The sequence below is a fragment of the Ekhidna sp. genome (assembly GCF_965228795.1).
Lineage (GTDB): Bacteria > Bacteroidota > Bacteroidia > Cytophagales > Cyclobacteriaceae > Ekhidna.
Genome location: NZ_OZ245839.1, coordinates 1219400 through 1234781, shown reverse-complemented (window position 1 = coordinate 1234781; position 15382 = coordinate 1219400). Strand labels below are relative to the sequence as shown.

13 protein-coding genes are annotated in these 15382 nt (G+C 39.7%); 4 read left to right on the top strand and 9 right to left on the bottom strand.

The window, feature by feature from the left end:
• Positions 1-40: 40 nt before the first annotated feature.
• Positions 41-1225 carry a J domain-containing protein gene (locus ACQK2H_RS05720; RefSeq protein WP_425390494.1) on the top strand — a complete coding sequence of 395 codons (1185 nt, stop codon included), beginning with the start codon at positions 41-43 and terminating at the stop codon, positions 1223-1225.
• On the top strand, positions 1226-1633 hold the full coding sequence (locus tag ACQK2H_RS05715) for a DUF3052 domain-containing protein (protein ID WP_425390493.1): 408 nt from the start codon (positions 1226-1228) through the stop codon (positions 1631-1633). It abuts the gene before it with no gap.
• On the opposite strand, the gene ACQK2H_RS05710 is transcribed toward ACQK2H_RS05715, so the two are convergent.
• Genes ACQK2H_RS05710 through ACQK2H_RS05700 form a run of 3 tightly spaced genes read right to left on the bottom strand, consistent with a single transcriptional unit; the run spans position 1608 to position 3385 of the window.
• Positions 1608-2192: an acyl-CoA thioesterase gene (locus ACQK2H_RS05710; protein ID WP_425390492.1), complete on the bottom strand. Its 585-nt coding sequence runs from the start codon at positions 2190-2192 to the stop codon at positions 1608-1610. The genes ACQK2H_RS05715 and ACQK2H_RS05710 overlap by 26 nt on opposite strands.
• Before the next feature lie 2 nt (positions 2193-2194).
• Positions 2195-2953 (bottom strand): hypothetical protein, encoded by a 759-nt coding sequence (locus tag ACQK2H_RS05705; RefSeq protein ID WP_425390491.1) that lies wholly within the window; start codon positions 2951-2953, stop codon positions 2195-2197.
• Between the two features lie 21 nt (positions 2954-2974).
• Entirely contained in the window at positions 2975-3385 is a 411-nt protein-coding gene (locus ACQK2H_RS05700; protein WP_425390490.1) for a hypothetical protein, read from the bottom strand.
• An 83-nt stretch (positions 3386-3468) separates the two neighbouring features.
• Here ACQK2H_RS05700 and ACQK2H_RS05695 point away from each other — a divergent pair, with 83 nt between their 5' ends.
• A complete protein-coding gene (locus ACQK2H_RS05695; RefSeq protein ID WP_425390489.1) occupies positions 3469-4236 on the top strand; it encodes a class I SAM-dependent methyltransferase in 768 nt (255 codons plus the stop codon).
• Between the two features lie 40 nt (positions 4237-4276).
• Here ACQK2H_RS05695 and ACQK2H_RS05690 read toward each other — a convergent pair whose 3' ends face one another.
• The 4 genes from ACQK2H_RS05690 to ACQK2H_RS05675 form a co-directional block, all read right to left on the bottom strand.
• A complete protein-coding gene (locus ACQK2H_RS05690) occupies positions 4277-5497 on the bottom strand; it encodes an NAD(P)/FAD-dependent oxidoreductase (protein WP_425390488.1) in 1221 nt (406 codons plus the stop codon).
• 136 nt (positions 5498-5633) lie between these two features.
• Complete coding sequence (locus ACQK2H_RS05685; RefSeq protein WP_425390487.1) at positions 5634-6416, bottom strand: hypothetical protein; 783 nt, start codon at positions 6414-6416, stop codon at positions 5634-5636.
• 76 nt (positions 6417-6492) lie between these two features.
• Positions 6493-10176 (bottom strand): M1 family aminopeptidase, encoded by a 3684-nt coding sequence (locus ACQK2H_RS05680; protein ID WP_425390486.1) that lies wholly within the window; start codon positions 10174-10176, stop codon positions 6493-6495.
• Positions 10177-10190: 14 nt separating this feature from the next.
• The gene (locus tag ACQK2H_RS05675; protein ID WP_425390485.1) at positions 10191-11081 is read right to left on the bottom strand and encodes an ABC transporter ATP-binding protein; all 891 of its coding nucleotides are present in this window, start codon (positions 11079-11081) and stop codon (positions 10191-10193) included.
• Positions 11082-11243: 162 nt separating this feature from the next.
• On the opposite strand from ACQK2H_RS05675, the gene ACQK2H_RS05670 reads away from it, so the two are divergent.
• Entirely contained in the window at positions 11244-14096 is a 2853-nt protein-coding gene (locus ACQK2H_RS05670) for a CHAT domain-containing protein (RefSeq protein WP_425390484.1), read from the top strand.
• Here ACQK2H_RS05670 and ACQK2H_RS05665 read toward each other — a convergent pair.
• Positions 14087-14776 (bottom strand): tetratricopeptide repeat protein, encoded by a 690-nt coding sequence (locus tag ACQK2H_RS05665; protein WP_425390483.1) that lies wholly within the window; start codon positions 14774-14776, stop codon positions 14087-14089. The genes ACQK2H_RS05670 and ACQK2H_RS05665 overlap by 10 nt on opposite strands.
• A complete protein-coding gene (locus tag ACQK2H_RS05660) occupies positions 14764-15309 on the bottom strand; it encodes an RNA polymerase sigma factor (protein WP_425390482.1) in 546 nt (181 codons plus the stop codon). The genes ACQK2H_RS05665 and ACQK2H_RS05660 overlap by 13 nt, the downstream gene beginning before the upstream one ends.
• Positions 15310-15382 lie beyond the last annotated feature (73 nt).

Here is a 15382-nt window from a genome sequence, read left to right as displayed (position 1 = left end):
ATTTACATATATTCGTTATAAAGAAGAATTACCATTTCAGATGACCAACTATTACCATGTATTAGGGCTCTCTGAGGATGCCACACCTACCGAAATAAAAGCTGCTTTTAAGCGTCTTGCGGTAAAATACCACCCTGACAAACACCCGGGCAGGCCAGAAATGGAGGAAAAATTCAAAGAAGTTAATGTAGCACATCAAATTCTTTCGGATGAATATGAAAAAGCACGATTTGACTTAAAACTAAAATACCGTCAATTTTCTGAAAGCCAGGAAAGGACACATTCCTATCGTCCTCCAAACCCTAACCAATGGAAAAATCAAGCCAGAAGAAGATATGCAACTGCTAGAGTTGATACCCGTCAAAATGCAATTGCCACTGCATATGCTTTTGGAATTACCTTTTTAATTGCCTTGTTAGTAATGACCGGTGTGTGGGTAAAACGCAGCTACGATGATCGACAAATAGAAAAAATGCTGGCTGAAAGAAGATCCACTTACCTGGAAGCTAAAGACTACTTTGAAGCTGGGGACTATCGTTCCGCTTTTGAAATGATGACATCCTTGAAGTTTTTCAGAACTGAGGAAAAAGACATGAAGACCTTCAAGAATACCATGCTTGACCGCATCATTGAAGAAGGCAATAAGTCATTTCGCAGGGGTCAGTATGCTACTGCGATTGAATTGTATGAATTGGTGCAGGAATTTGCTCCTCACCTCCCGTTTTATGAAGTGAGACAAAGACTGGCTGATGCTTATAAACAGAATAATCAGCCGGATAAGGCCATAGAAATCCTGAAAGATTTCCTTGTTGGAGAGTATGAGATCATTGGGTCGCTTGTCAAAATAGCAGAAATTCAACGCGATGAATTCAATAATTTAGAAGAAGCGCTGGATCATTTAGTGATTGCCCACCGATTGGCAATAAAGCGCTATAAAGCAATTTATGGTGAAGGGTATGCTTTAGTGATTAACCAGAAATATGTGCCTCAATCACATTTCTATCTGTACACTAATCTGGCTGACGTATACTTAAGACTAAATGATACGGAAATGGCCATCAAGGCCGCCGATTGGAATAAATATGTTTGGCCTGACAGTGCCATTTCTTACATAACATCAGCTCAGGCATACGCTGCACTTGGCGATCTAAACAGAGCGTGTATTGAGTATAGTGGTGCCGTTGATAGAAACTGGCATGGAGAAACACCTGCTTATTGTAGATAAATGGCCGGTTATTCCAAAAACCCTCTGTGGAAGAAACTCAATATCAAAGAAGGATATAGGTGCTTTTTATATCAATCCCCTGAGAACTATTTTGAGTTACTTGAAGAAACCCCTGCAGAAACCGAATGGGATGAGGGTATTTCATCCCCGCCTTATGATTTTGAACATTTATTCGTCACAAAGCTCACAGAACTATCCGGTAATTGGAGCCAGTGGAAAAATGCATTGAAAAAAGATGGAACCTTGTGGGTATCCTGGCCAAAGGGATCTTCAACAATTGAGACCGATTTAAATGGGAATATTGTGAGAGAATTTGGACTAAAAGGAGGCTTAGTAGACGTGAAAGTATGTGCAGTAGATGAAAATTGGTCGGGACTAAAGTTTATGTATCGGAAAAAAGATCGTTGAATTCATCATCCACCTTGAATTCCACTTTACAACGTTGATCTTTTAGTAGCTCCATGTCATCTACCATGATAAACTCATCTTGTTCTTTTTGAATCTTGGCATTAGCCTCTCGCTTTACTTTTATGCGTTTAATTGCTTCTACGAAGCGTCTCATTTCCGTAATGTTTTCTAAAACTAATTCCGGAACTTTGGTTGGTTTTCCGTCATCTCCTTTGGCCACCATGGTGAAGTAGCTATTATTGGTGTGCTTTACTTCATTCGTCTTTACATTCTCAGAAGTCACTTTGATCCCCACCACTAATGAGCTATTTCCTACATAATGAACCGCACCGTCCAGTGTTACCAGCTCTCCCACCTCAACCGGCTGAAGAAACTCAACACCATCTACCGTTACAGTCACGCAATAGGTCCCGGCATGTTTGCTGGCCACCGCATATGCTACCTTATCCATCAATGAAAGAATAAGTCCACCGTGTACTTTCCCTCCAAAATTCGCGAAGGAAGGAATCATCAATTCGGTAAGCTTGGTTCTGGAAAACTGTACGGCACGTGGTTTCATAACTAAAATTCAACTTTTACATCTGCAGACTGAGAACCTAAGAATAACTTGATCAGCTCAAACTCATAGGTTACATCCTTTCCTACTTTTCCAACCAGCTGTTCTTTGGATACTTTATCCGCCTTTCTTGGTAGGTGCAGAATCAATCTGGATTTTGATTCTTTTAGTAAGGATCCAATAACCATCATGGTTGAATCACTCAAGTCTTTGATCTCCGGCATCATTACTTTTCTAGAAAATGAACTTCCATCAAAGTCAAATTTGACTCGCATTTGAGGAATATCCATGTTCATTCCGACGCTGGAGGCACTTTGATTATCGCTAAGAAAATCATTGAATTCCTGCAGCTCCTTGACGCTACTGAACGCGAATTTCATCCCTGAATTTAGATAGCCTTTTTCCTTGCTACCTTTCATGAACATCTCCATTTTATCGAGGTATTTTTTCTTATCCGGATCGTTTTTAATACTGTCCGGAACTCTTGATGAAAAATCGATAATCGAGTCAACCTCAGCAGGAAATTGCTCCCATAATTGCGCTTCGACAATTTGCCGAAGGCTATCCTCAGAAGCATCAGGATAAACACTCCCCATCATACCCATCATCATTGTTCGGGTGCTGGACACTACGTCTGTATAGGCCATATACACGCCACTACCATCTGCATTGAGATAGATTTCTTCAGTAATATTGGCGCAAGAAGATAAAATCAGCAAGAAGGCAACTAAGGTGCTTTGAGGTATTCTTTTCAGGGGTTTCATTAAGTGAAATTAGGTAAATAATCAGCCCACCAAATCCCCACTCATCTTACGGCATTTTTTGATTTTCCGATTGAGAATAAGCTTCCAAAATGGCGAACGTGTTACTACTAATTTAGTCTTTACCCAGAGGTTATTCAAAAATTTCCCTTTCCAGGTCTTACTACTGTTCATATTTGAAGGCTCGACCATGTATTCAAACCCCATTTTATGAGTAGCCTCTAAAACACATGGATTCCCATACAGTATCTTGTTGGCATCCGGAACATAGATGAATGAATAATTCTTTCTCTTTGGCCTATTTGAGCTTTTGTTAGCATCCTTGCGCATCTCCAGATTCTCTGTAGGCAAATATTCCTTTACCGCTTTTTCTTTTTGAGAAAAGCAGAAAATGGAGACCCCCATAGAGGCAAGAAAAAAGATCGTTCTATGCATTAAAGAACAAAATAGAGAAATTTTCAGCAATGATTGCTGGTAGTGAGGTGAATAAATAACTTGCGGAGCGAAATTGAGTCCAAGTGAAGTTTTTAATATCATTTTTCCTAAGAAAAATACCACGGAGATATCTTCAACTTTTCAGTCATACGGCACTGAGAATTGTGTCAGTGTTTTATCGAGGTGACAAAGTTGAGTGTCCGGTTTGTGAATCGCGCTTTAGAAAATTTCTGCCCTATGGAAGAATGAAGTCCAGACCCAATGCTTTGTGCCCAAAATGTTTGGCACTGGAACGGCACAGACTCATCTGGCTATACCTGAAAAGAAAGACTGATTTTTTCACAAAAGAGGCAAAAATGCTGCATGTTGCACCCGAACTGTGCTTCATGGATCGCTTTGAGGCGTTACCTAATCTCGAATACATCACTGCAGATATCGAATCGCCTTTGGCGAAAGTGAAAATGGATATTCACTCCATCCCTTTTGAGGATGACTCCATCGATATCATCTTTTGCAATCATGTACTGGAACATGTAGACGATGATAAAAAGGCCTTAAGTGAAATGAGAAGGGTACTGAAACCCGGTGGATGGGCCATTCTGCAGGTGCCATTCTTTTATCCCTTACCAAAAGTCACGTATGAGGATAAATCCATTGTGGACCCTAAAGAACGGGAAAAAGCATTTGGACAGGATGATCATGTACGCATGTACGGAGAAGATTATGGTGCTCGCTTAGCTGAATCAGGTTTTCAGGTAGTGGAAGAGCATTTGATTGATGAACTAATTCCGGAAGAAAAAACCAGATTTGCACTACCGGAAAAAGAGGTGATCTATAAGGTGGTGAAATAGCACCTTAATAAATCACCTCAAATCAAACAAACACCTTTACTTATGGAAGCCACGCATATCCGTGTCTGTTCTTCCACATGAAATACTTCTCTAATAATACTTTACCAAAATCATTAAAAATGTTTGGAAGCAGAATAGCGAACTGACGTGGCTTAAACAAATGATTGGCTAATAGATAGACTTCTTTGTGACCAGCATCCATGATGCAAATGGCAGGGATTTTACCCCACTCTTTTTCAATCAACTTTTTCTTACCATCAATCAATCTCACGATATTCTTCGCCACAATTTTTCCCGTGACATCACTCGGGTAACCTGTTTTAGGTACTCCAAATGGTGTCTTCTCAATCTTAAAGTTTGGTGTAACTTTCACGGCTAGTCCAGCTGCAAAAACGTTATCATATTTCACATGCTGATAAGAAGCTTTCGTTTCTACAAACCCCTTCTCATCGACAAGCTTCGGACTGTCTTTCATCACCTGTGCACCTTCGAATGGCGGCATCAGCATAGCCATTTTGTAGGGTAATACCGTTCCGTCCTTTAGGTGAATCTTATCTTCGTCAATACGATCAATGCTGGCATCAATGATATACTCAATGTTGTAGAGTTTCATAAACATCTTGAGCATGCCTTCTCCTCCTGGCATCCCATCAATTCCGAAGTTACCTAAATACGGCTCTGGTGTAATCCAATATAATTTTACCTTATCCCGCACTTTATGTCTTCTGAGTTCCTTATCCATATTAAACAGGTACTCATAAGCAGCACCCATACAGCTAGCTCCCTGGGTGGCTCCTACAATCACAGGGCCGGGATCATCCACTAGCTTTTCAAAAGCTTCCCGTGTTTTCATGGCCAACTTAGGAATTACAATGTTGTGAATTTTATTGTCCTCAGGTCTAAGACCATCGATTACATCAAAATTCATAGAGACCCCTGTAGCGATCACCAGGTAATCGTAGGTAATCTCCTGATCATCATTCAGATATACGATGTTTTTATCAGGATCAACCCGATCAGCTGCTTTTTGAATGAATTCAATATTGTTTTTCTGAAATATAGAGCGCAAGTCAAACTTGATATCTTTTACTTCACGTCTACCAAACGGAACCCAGATAAGGGACGGGACATAGAGAAAGTCATGGGTAGGAGAAATCACCACTACCTTGTACTCTTCTCTTTTTCTTTTCAATTTTTTGGCGAGCTGTATTGCTGAGGTGAATCCGGCAAAATTGCTCCCGAGTACTACGATACTTTTCATGACTTTGGTGTTTTAATTAACTACACCTAATCTAGAAATACAGCCCCAAACCCTCTATGACATTGATCATAGCTGATAATGACGTTTAACCATCCATGGCTGAATGAAACACAATTGTCACAGGTGCGACAATTTGCTATTTGAAGCTATACTCTACTCCAAAATACACTTCATAAACAAACTCATTCAACGGAATGATTGGCTTATCATCTAAAAGGAAATTGGAAGTCATTTTCAATTTAAACCGATCAGTGAGCGCATTCTTAAATTCAAGCTGACCGCTGAGTCGATTTCTAAAGGCATCAATGACTCCATCTCTTCCGGACTGGAAGTAGACGATTGCATTGATATTAATTGCTTCTGAAAGTTTGATATCAGCACTGAGGTAAGAATTCAACTTCCATAAGTTCTTGACGATTTCCTGTTCAGGCCCATTCCATCGCTCATTTTCTCTGAAAATACCTATTCCTGCAAAAAGAGAATTTCTTTTCTGAAGAATGTTCCAGCGGAGACCTCCTCCATACAGCATTCTCAACTCCATGTTTCTCGACTCATCAAATTGTCCCTGAATAAAAAACTCGGGTGTCAAAGGCGCGGATCGTCTTAAAACCTGACGCAGATGAGCTGATCCATTGTAAATGAGTGGGCCTTCTCCAATTTTAAAGTAATTCAACCCACTAATGAGAACCGTTGCAGATCGCTCAGCGATGTAAACAAGGTCCACATTATTATTCACACCTACATAGATGTTTTGCTGATTGACGGTTGAACTTCGATTATTTATGGCGAAAGTCGCATCAATCACTCCGGTAAAGTAATTAGCAGAATCTGTAGCCAGAAACCCTTTATCTACTTTAAGGATTTGACTTTCCGCATACAGAAGAGTTAGAAAAAATAAGAGGCTCAGTACATGCCGCATCGTCATCATTGAGCGCAAAACTATGAATCGGAATCCATAGAAGATAAAAAAAGCGGCTCAAAGGCCGCTTTCGTATTTACTCAGTTTCTTCCTCTTTCTCAGAGGGCGCCATCCGGTTATCATTCGAAACAACATCAATGAGCTTGTTGTATGGATCAATTCCAACTGATGTTGGTTTCTCATCCACTACCACTGTAATCTCATTGTTAATTTGATCAAACCGCCGCTTTTCAAGGTAAAGTGGGACTTCCTTCATTTTTCCCTCAATCTCCTTTTCAGTAAAAACTCCAACCTCTACCCAGTCAGCAAGTGGTAAGGAATAAGTCGGTTTTCTTGCTCCTTCCACCTGAAATGAGAGACTATCAGCTCCATCCGAATCTGTAAACATTCGCTTACCTCTTTCATCTGCTCGATATTTAGCAACTATTGCATTGATATTCACTTCGTACTTACCGTTTGGCAATTCACGATATGTGGCTTCTTTTACCTCATTGTCATAAAGGGTAATGGTCTCAAACATATCTCTCACCAGATAATTGAGTGAATCCGGTACAGCTTCTTTAACAAATTCAAGATATTCCAATGAAGTGGTGTACGGAGGTTCCTGAAACGCCACACTATCAATATATCGACTCATCGCTGCGTTGAAAACTTCATCTCCAAGGTAATCGCTCAACGCATACAATATCAGCGATCCTTTATTGTAATGAATATATTGCTGGTTTTCGTTGAAGAGTAGCGGCTTTTCTTTCAACCGCTCAAACGATCGTCCCTGAAGGTAGCTGTCCAAAGCATCCTTAAGGAAAGAGCGCATTTGCTCTTCTCCCCTTACTTTTTCTAATACTTTGAGTGAACTATACTCAGACATACTTTCTGACATTAGCGTTGCACCTTGCACATTCGCCCCGATCACCTGATGTGCCCACCATTGGTGAGCTACTTCATGAGCGGTGACACTAAATGGATAGTCCACGCCATCTGGGTCATCATCGTCAACTTTTGCTATAAAACCAATGCCTTCAGAAAAAGGAATCGTATTGGCAAATGACTGAGCAAATGACCCACTCGTGCGAGGAAACTCAATGATGCGCACCTGACGATGCTGATAAGGACTGAAATTTTCCGTATAATACTCCAGCGCCTGCTTTACCCCTTTTACCATTCGGTCCAGGTTGTACTCATGGCCCTCGTGATAGTAAATTTCAATGTTGATGTCTTTCCATTGATCTTTCAGCACCTCATATTGGGCTGATTGAAAGGCATAGAAGTTGAGCATTTTACTATCCATTTTGTAATGGAAATAGCGCCTTCCATCCTCCTCCCACTCTCGCTGTAAATAGCCAGGCGCAATCGCAATTTGATCCGGAGAAGTACTCACAGTCGTTTCAAAATCAATCCAATCTGCACTGCTGGATATATAAGTATTTCCTAACGCAGTGGTGTCGTACGGAGATTTCATTCGTTCCTTCTCCGGAAGATCATACTTTTTACGCACTTCATTATCCCTCAACTCTCCCTGTCCTGAATATCCAAACGTTGGGAAAATGCCATTATTCATAAATGTTCCATTTGAGCGAACCGGAGAGTTATTACTCAGCCAGGTGTTGGGTTCATTCCACATCTCAAAGGTGAATGAAATGGTATCACCAGGTTCCATTGGTGTATTCAAAGCATGGAAATCAAAATTGTATGTTGTATCCTCAAGCACTCGTTCATTAGGTACTGAAAATGAAAACTCGCTTGGGTAGCTATTGTGATTCAAAAGTATGGAGTCAATGGATTCCTGCGTTTTATTTACCAAAACATAGGTTCCCTTTGCTCTAAAATCCCTGGATTTTGGAAACAGGTCCAGATCAACTTTTACATCCACAATTCGAGGCTGAGCCATCGATTCGTATTTTGAATATAATTTCTCTTGCTCGACTCTTCTAAGCTCTCTTTCCTTCTGAGATACATATTCATCCACCACATTATTTTCATACCAAATGAAGGTGCCCAATCCCAAAAAGAGGATTAGAAGTGAAAAGAAAGCAACCTTCAATGGGCCTGTGAATGATTGGAAGCCAACCTTAACACGGTTTTTAAATGAGGTTGATACTCCTCTTCTCCAAAAGGCAATAGCAAAGACGTACAGCGCTCCACCTAGTAGTAGCCAATAAAATTTATACGTTAGGTATGGTCGAAGAGAAACTCCATAACCATTCATCGGTGAGTAGGTAGTTCCCGGTCCCTGATTGTATTTAAAAATTGATTGTTCGATACCTATGGAATCCAAAAACCCAATGCCAATAGCAACACCAAGTGTCACAAAGAAGCCAATCAGATAATTTGGTATCAATGTGTGAATGAAAATCGCTAATAAACTCCATACCACAATACTCCAAATGCGAATGAAGTAGAGTTCTTTTAAATACAATCCAATTTCAAAGTCATAAAACCCTGCATAAATCTGGATTAGCATTCCTGCCACCATAATCAGCAACAGTAAAACAACCTGTACTTTCAGTAGTGCTAAAAACTTTGAAAACAGCATCGTCCAGTTTGGTACCGGAGTTACATCCACCATCTGATCTATTTTCGAAAGCCGATGACGGTGAATCAACATACCTGAATAAAGGTACGTGATTGGCAAAATTGCTAATGTGCTAAACACATTTCCCGCGATTTCAAGCATCTGCCAGGTAACAGGATAGGTAGCTGTGCCAAAAATCTGCTGACCTACTGCCAATGTTGTAGTGAGAATCAGGAGCCCGATCAGAGAAATGATAATGAAAGGCCAGCTTTTTACAACAAATAGGAAATCACTATTAGATAATGTCCAGGCAGTTTTTATTCGATGAATAAAACTGTAGTCGAACGTGACTTTAGGTAGATTGATCCTCACCATGCTACCGAAATTGTTTTTGGTCACACGTACTCCAGCCTTTTTCTTGAATGAAAATGCAAATGGATTGTGTGAAAACCGAAAAACTGAAAACACAGCAAAATAGACCAATAAGCCTAGTCCTCCCCAGATCAATCTGTTGTAGATAATATAACCTTTAAAAGGAAGCAGGTTTTCGTTTTGCTCCGAAACGGTCCAGTATTCCGTATAGTAGCTACTTGCACCGGCTCCAAAAGGATCAAGTAATGCTCCCAGCTCTTTATTGTCCAACTGCCCTATTATTGTTTCTGCTACTCCCTGGAGTAAGAACAAAGCAATAATTGCCACAAATCCTGAAGCAACATTTCTGGAGAATGTAACAACCCCAAAAACAATCGCACTAAAAAACACCAGGTTAGGTATTACATAAATCAAGTATGGTTGTATGTAATTGAAAAGGTTAAATGGCCCTGATAACTCCGGATTTGTACCCGGCATATAGCCGCCAACCATGGCGCCCAAAGCGATGGAAAATAAGACTAAAATAGTGATGACCAATCCACTTAGGTACTTTGCAAATAGGTAATCCGTCTTCCGAAACGGAAAGGAATACAGCACATTGCTCGTATTTGAGGTGTAATCCTTCGCTATTGTCCCTCCGATTATTGAAGGAATAAGAAAGAATCCAATAATGGTAAATCCATTAATGAAGTTATTGAGTGAGAAGGCTGAATTGATATAAGCGATTGAGCTTCTGGTTACTGTAACTGAATCAAAAACTCCGGCACTTGAGGCCATTGCTAAAGTAGAAATAGCGAACAGCGATCCGACGTATATATAGAATAAAGGGTTCTTAACCCAATATTTTATTTCAAATGAAAATATCTTAAAAAACATATAACAGGGTGGTTTTAGGCTACTGAAACTTCTTTGTCTTTCCCAAGTGTGGTAAAGTACACATCCTCGAGGTTGGCATCCACAGACTGAAATCCATCACCCGGATTGGCATCTGCCATGACACGAATATTTACAGTATTATCATCATTGAAGCTGGATGAAATGACATTGAATTTAGCCTCTTCTGCCTCCAGATCTTCTCTGTCAATCACCTTTTTCCACATCTTTCCAGCCAAAGCTTTTACAGCCTCTTTTGGTGTCTGATGGGATAAAATGCTGCCACCATTCAGAATGGCCATATCTGTACATAGTTCCTTCACATCATCTACAATGTGAGTAGAGAAAATCACAATATTATTGGTTCCAATCTCCCTCAAAACATTCAAAAAACGTTGACGTTCTGTTGGATCTAATCCTGCAGTTGGCTCATCTACAATGATCAGCTTTGGATTGTTAAGCAGCAGTTGTGCAATGCCGAATCGTTGCTTCATACCACCGGAATATTTCGCTACATGCTTCTTTCTCACATCATACAGATTGGTCACTTCCAGAGCGCTTTTGACTATTGCATCACGCTCGGCTTTTGTCGCCACACCTTTGAGATTTGCAAAGTACTCAAGCAATGCCTCTGCAGACATTTTACCGTACACCCCAAATTCCTGTGGAAGGTATCCCAACCGCTTTCTGAACTCCATCTGATTTTGATGTACGTCCATGTCATCTATATGGATGGTGCCGGTATCTGGCGTTTGTAGAGTAGCGATGGTACGCATCAATGATGATTTACCGGCACCATTTGGACCTAGCAGACCAAACATTCCGGAAGAGATTTCCAGTGATACATCATCCAGGGCTTTAACCCCATTTTTATAGGTTTTTGAAAGGTTAGAAATCGTGAGTTTCATTCGTCTAATTTTAATTCATTGTGATTAGTGCACCGCAACTTAAAAAACTTACAGCAGTGCAAAGAAATATTATGGTAAGTTGATGAAAAAGCTGAGTGAGTGGCTAGAAGTGATGCTTATTAATTCTTTGGTATAAAGCCACTGGTTATCTAACTTCGGAATATGTCATCTATCATCACTAAACTACTAGTCGCATACCTGCTGCTGATTGCAATGAATCTTTCAGCACAAATTTCAAATGATTCACTTTTTAAAGTTCAGGATAAAGCCACCGAGCTATTCATGGAGTATCGGTTTCAAGAAGCGGTACCCATGCTCAAAGAAGTTGCGGCCTCTTCCAGGAAACGAGGGCTTTGGAAAAATTATTTCGAGTGTAAATATTACATCAATCTTACTTATGTCATTCTAGATAGAGACGTCCAGCAATCGATTGACAGCATGAATGCGGATTTAAATCTTGCCATTTCAAAAATGGGAGAAAATAGCTCAGGTGTTGGTGAAATGTATTTTGGCCTTGGCTGGCTATATGATAACCCATTAAAGCAGAAAGAAAAAGGAGAGGAATACTACAGCAAATCGCTGGAAGCCTTTGAATCAGCTTATGGTCCAAATCATAAAAAAACAGCTAAAGCAATTGCGAATTATACGCTAACTCTGATCGCGCTGAGTAGAAATAAGGAGGCAGAGGAATACTTACAAAAAGCCTTGAAAATATATGATAATGTGTATGACGAGAATGATAGTGAATGGAGCAGAGTCTACAATACTGCCTTTTACTATTACACTGGTTTAAGTCTCCGTGATCAGGCATTGAAATATGCTCAAGCACAATATGAATTAGCTTCAAATGGAGGTATGAATAAGCGAATAATGCTAACTGCCTGCAGAAACCTATGTATGAGTTATTTCTATCTTCAGGATTATGAAAAAGCAAAAGAATATGCGCTGGAAGAATTGAAAATCGGTGAAGGTGTACAGTCTGAGGAACGGAAAATTTCCGTTTACAATAATCTCGGAAGAATTTACACTTACCTCGATTATGATAAAGCCTTGGAATACACAAAAAAAGGATGGGAAGAAAAAAGGCGAATATATGGTGAAGGACACCCACTTACGGTTAGTTCAGCAATCAATTATGGCAATTTGTTATCAGGAATCGGAAGATCACAGGAAGGTCTTGAAATATTAAAAAGCCAAAAGAAATTGTCCAATGATCCTGAAAACAATTTAAGACTCACAGCCTTAATTGGAACTGCTTATAAGATGAATGAAGACTGGAGAGAGGCCATTTCACAGTGGGAAGCGACAAGAAGTGAATTTTTTCAAACGGAAATGATGAATAGGCTTCTGGCTTTTTATTTCTATGGACAGTCAGCGATAGCAGCCATTGAAAGCGGAATTAAATTGGGTGATGATGAGTCTCTCATGACCGCTTCTAGAATTTTTGAAGAAGCCGATTCTCTTGCCAGTTATTATTGGAGCAATATTGAATACTATGATAACCAGCGTAATTTCCTTGACCTCAATACGGATTTGTACACCATAGGATCTAAACTCTTTTATGAGTTGTTTGAAAAAAGTAATGACATTGCTCATGCAGATCAATTTCTCTATACAACCGAGAAAAGTAAAGCAGCCATCTCTTTCACCACATTCCAGTTGGCGCAAAAGATGGATCAACTCAACGTTCCAAAAGAAATTCTTAGCCTAAAGTCTGAAATTGAACAGGAAATTTTGAGCTTGCAAAACCAAAATGAAGGATCAAAAACAGACTTGCTTAAAAAGAGTAATCGGAGAGATAGTTTGAATCGGGTCATTCGTGAGTCCTACCCCTCCTACTACCAGGAACGAATTAACACATCATATGCGTCCATCTCACAACTTCAAGAACGACTAAATGATAAATCAGCTTTTCTAGTCTATAACAATGGAGAGTATGAAGTAGATAAGAAATCAGAAATCTATACCATGCTTATCACAAATAAGGAAGTGAAAATATGGAGTAAGCAAACCGAAGGCTTTAGTGATAAACTGGAAGCCTATTTATCAGACATTAGAAATAGAAAAGAAGACCTTCGTTTTGAAGAATCGTTGTTTGACTTATTAAGCTTATCTGAAGTTGCAGCATTCGATCAAATCTCCAGATTGAACATTGTTCCTAGCAATGAGCTTTTTTACCTGCCTTTTGATCTGCTGACCGATGAAGAAGGTAACTACCTGTTAGAAAAATATACCATTAGGTATTTGCAGTCAGCTTCAATGGATGCTTTGTTGGCTCAACCTGAGCCTCAACTTGTCCAGGTGAGCACCCTGCTTTCTCCAGGCTTCAATTCTCAGACAATTGACAACCAAGGTGTAGTTCGAGAAGACGCTCAAGCAACCCTTGTAAGTGCTAAAAAAGAGATCAATCAAATTAGAAAAATGATAGGAGGCCAAAATTTAAGTGGCAATTCGAAAAAGCAAATCATCCAGCAATTTGAACAGTCAGACTTGATACACCTTGCCACTCATGCTAAAGTGAATTTGCAGAGCCCGGGAAGGTCTGCCATCTACCTATCAGGTGCTGAAGACAGTGTGATTTATGCTTATGAACTATATAATCAAAGGTTTAATGCGGACTTAGTAACTCTTAGTGCTTGTAATACAGGTGTTGGAAAACTCCAGAATGGAGAAGGTTTGCAAAGTTTGGGTAAAGCATTTCTCTACGCCGGTTGTCCAAACTTAATTATGAGTCACTGGGAGGTGAATGATGAAGCCACAGCTGAATTAATGCGCTATTTATATGAAAACTTAAGAGAAGGGATGAATAAAGATGAAGCGCTTCGTCAGGCGAAATTAACCTATCTCAAAAACGCCGACCCGGTTAAATCCCATCCTTATTATTGGGCTGGTTTCACCTTTACGGGTAATCCCGAGCCGCTTGAGTTTGAAAATGATTTCAATCAATGGTGGTTGCTAATACTTCCGGTCCTTATCGTTGTATTTATGGCACGAAGAAAGAAGCGTCAAAGATGATCCAGGATTTCTTTTGCTTTTTTAGCTAATCCATTATCCTTTTCCACGAGTGATTCCAGCAATTCACTTGCTTCATCAATCTGATCCAATTTGATAAGTGTAAGCGACTGATACCAGATCCCAATATCGTAGTATTTAGATGAATCAGGTATTTGATTTAATACTTTCAGTGCTTCATTATACTTCTCAGTTTCTAACAAGCAAATCCCTGCATATAAATTATAACCTACTTTGTTATTCTCCCTTTGTAATTGAATGATTAGGTCATAAGCCTCACTGTATTTTCCTGCCTTATACGCTCCAAAAGCCATACTTTCCAGCTCATCACGTTCGCTTTCCCCTCTCACCTCACCAAATTCATACACTCCATAAGGTTCATAGTAATCAGCATAAATTGAATTTGTATTCTGGGAGTCATAAATGAAAAGATAACTTATGATCAAGAGTGGAATCAATGCCGCAACAACGTACCAATATTTTGTTTGGGTTTTATTTTCGTGACCAAGAGAGCTTTTTAAGCGCTCCCTCTCAGCCAAGGCAATGCCTTTCATGACCAAGCGCTCTTTCTCTACTTCCTCTCTCAAGTCAGAATCACGATCTAGACTCAGTTCAAAATCAGCCTTCTCATTCGAAGAAAGTTTATCTTGAATGTATTTCCGTATTTGCTCTATATCTTCCATACCTTATCCTTTAAGTATTTGACACACCTTGACTTTTGCACTTTCAATACATTTTTGTCAGAGTATTTTAGCGTTTCGGCAATCTGCTCTAAACTCATCGATTGATAATAAAACATTTTTAGTATCGATTTGCATGGCTCTTTCATTTCACCAAAGTGCTTTTTTAGCTGATTGATTAATCCGTTTTCATTCTCTTCTTCTTCCAGCCATTCCCGGTAATAAACCTTTATCTGATCTACCTTATCATCCTGTCTTCTCTGCATTTTAAATCGCTTCAGCAATTGGTTTCTGCAGACAGCAAAAAGGTATGTTTTTAGTGTGCACGTCAAGTCTTTCAACTTCCCGTCAAGAGCAGCTTCGTAAAGCACGATGACAGAATCCTGATACACATCCTCAAACGAAAAATCGGTACCAAAATGCTTGATCAGCCAGTTTCTTGACTCCTCTTTGTAAGTGTTATAAACTTCTTTAAAAGCAGCCTCATCGCCTTGGGCTAGCCGATCAATTACATTTTTATCGCTGGCTATTTTCACTACTTAGTATTTCTTAAGCCAAGAAAGTTAACACCTAATCGAAAAAAAATTTTCAACAGCTGTTAACCATTCC

What these genes read in the sequence shown, in the direction of transcription:
- ACQK2H_RS05720 (WP_425390494.1), top strand. Translation starts at nt 41, where the DNA reads ATGACCAACTATTACCATGTATTAGGGCTCTCTGAGGATGCCACACCT.
- ACQK2H_RS05715 (WP_425390493.1), top strand. Translation starts at nt 1,226, where the DNA reads ATGGCCGGTTATTCCAAAAACCCTCTGTGGAAGAAACTCAATATCAAA.
- ACQK2H_RS05710 (WP_425390492.1), bottom strand. Translation starts at nt 2,192, where the DNA reads ATGAAACCACGTGCCGTACAGTTTTCCAGAACCAAGCTTACCGAATTG.
- ACQK2H_RS05705 (WP_425390491.1), bottom strand. Translation starts at nt 2,953, where the DNA reads ATGAAACCCCTGAAAAGAATACCTCAAAGCACCTTAGTTGCCTTCTTG.
- ACQK2H_RS05700 (WP_425390490.1), bottom strand. Translation starts at nt 3,385, where the DNA reads ATGCATAGAACGATCTTTTTTCTTGCCTCTATGGGGGTCTCCATTTTC.
- ACQK2H_RS05690 (WP_425390488.1), bottom strand. Translation starts at nt 5,497, where the DNA reads ATGAAAAGTATCGTAGTACTCGGGAGCAATTTTGCCGGATTCACCTCA.
- ACQK2H_RS05685 (WP_425390487.1), bottom strand. Translation starts at nt 6,416, where the DNA reads ATGCGGCATGTACTGAGCCTCTTATTTTTTCTAACTCTTCTGTATGCG.
- ACQK2H_RS05680 (WP_425390486.1), bottom strand. Translation starts at nt 10,176, where the DNA reads ATGTTTTTTAAGATATTTTCATTTGAAATAAAATATTGGGTTAAGAAC.
- ACQK2H_RS05675 (WP_425390485.1), bottom strand. Translation starts at nt 11,081, where the DNA reads ATGAAACTCACGATTTCTAACCTTTCAAAAACCTATAAAAATGGGGTT.
- ACQK2H_RS05670 (WP_425390484.1), top strand. Translation starts at nt 11,244, where the DNA reads ATGTCATCTATCATCACTAAACTACTAGTCGCATACCTGCTGCTGATT.
- ACQK2H_RS05665 (WP_425390483.1), bottom strand. Translation starts at nt 14,776, where the DNA reads ATGGAAGATATAGAGCAAATACGGAAATACATTCAAGATAAACTTTCT.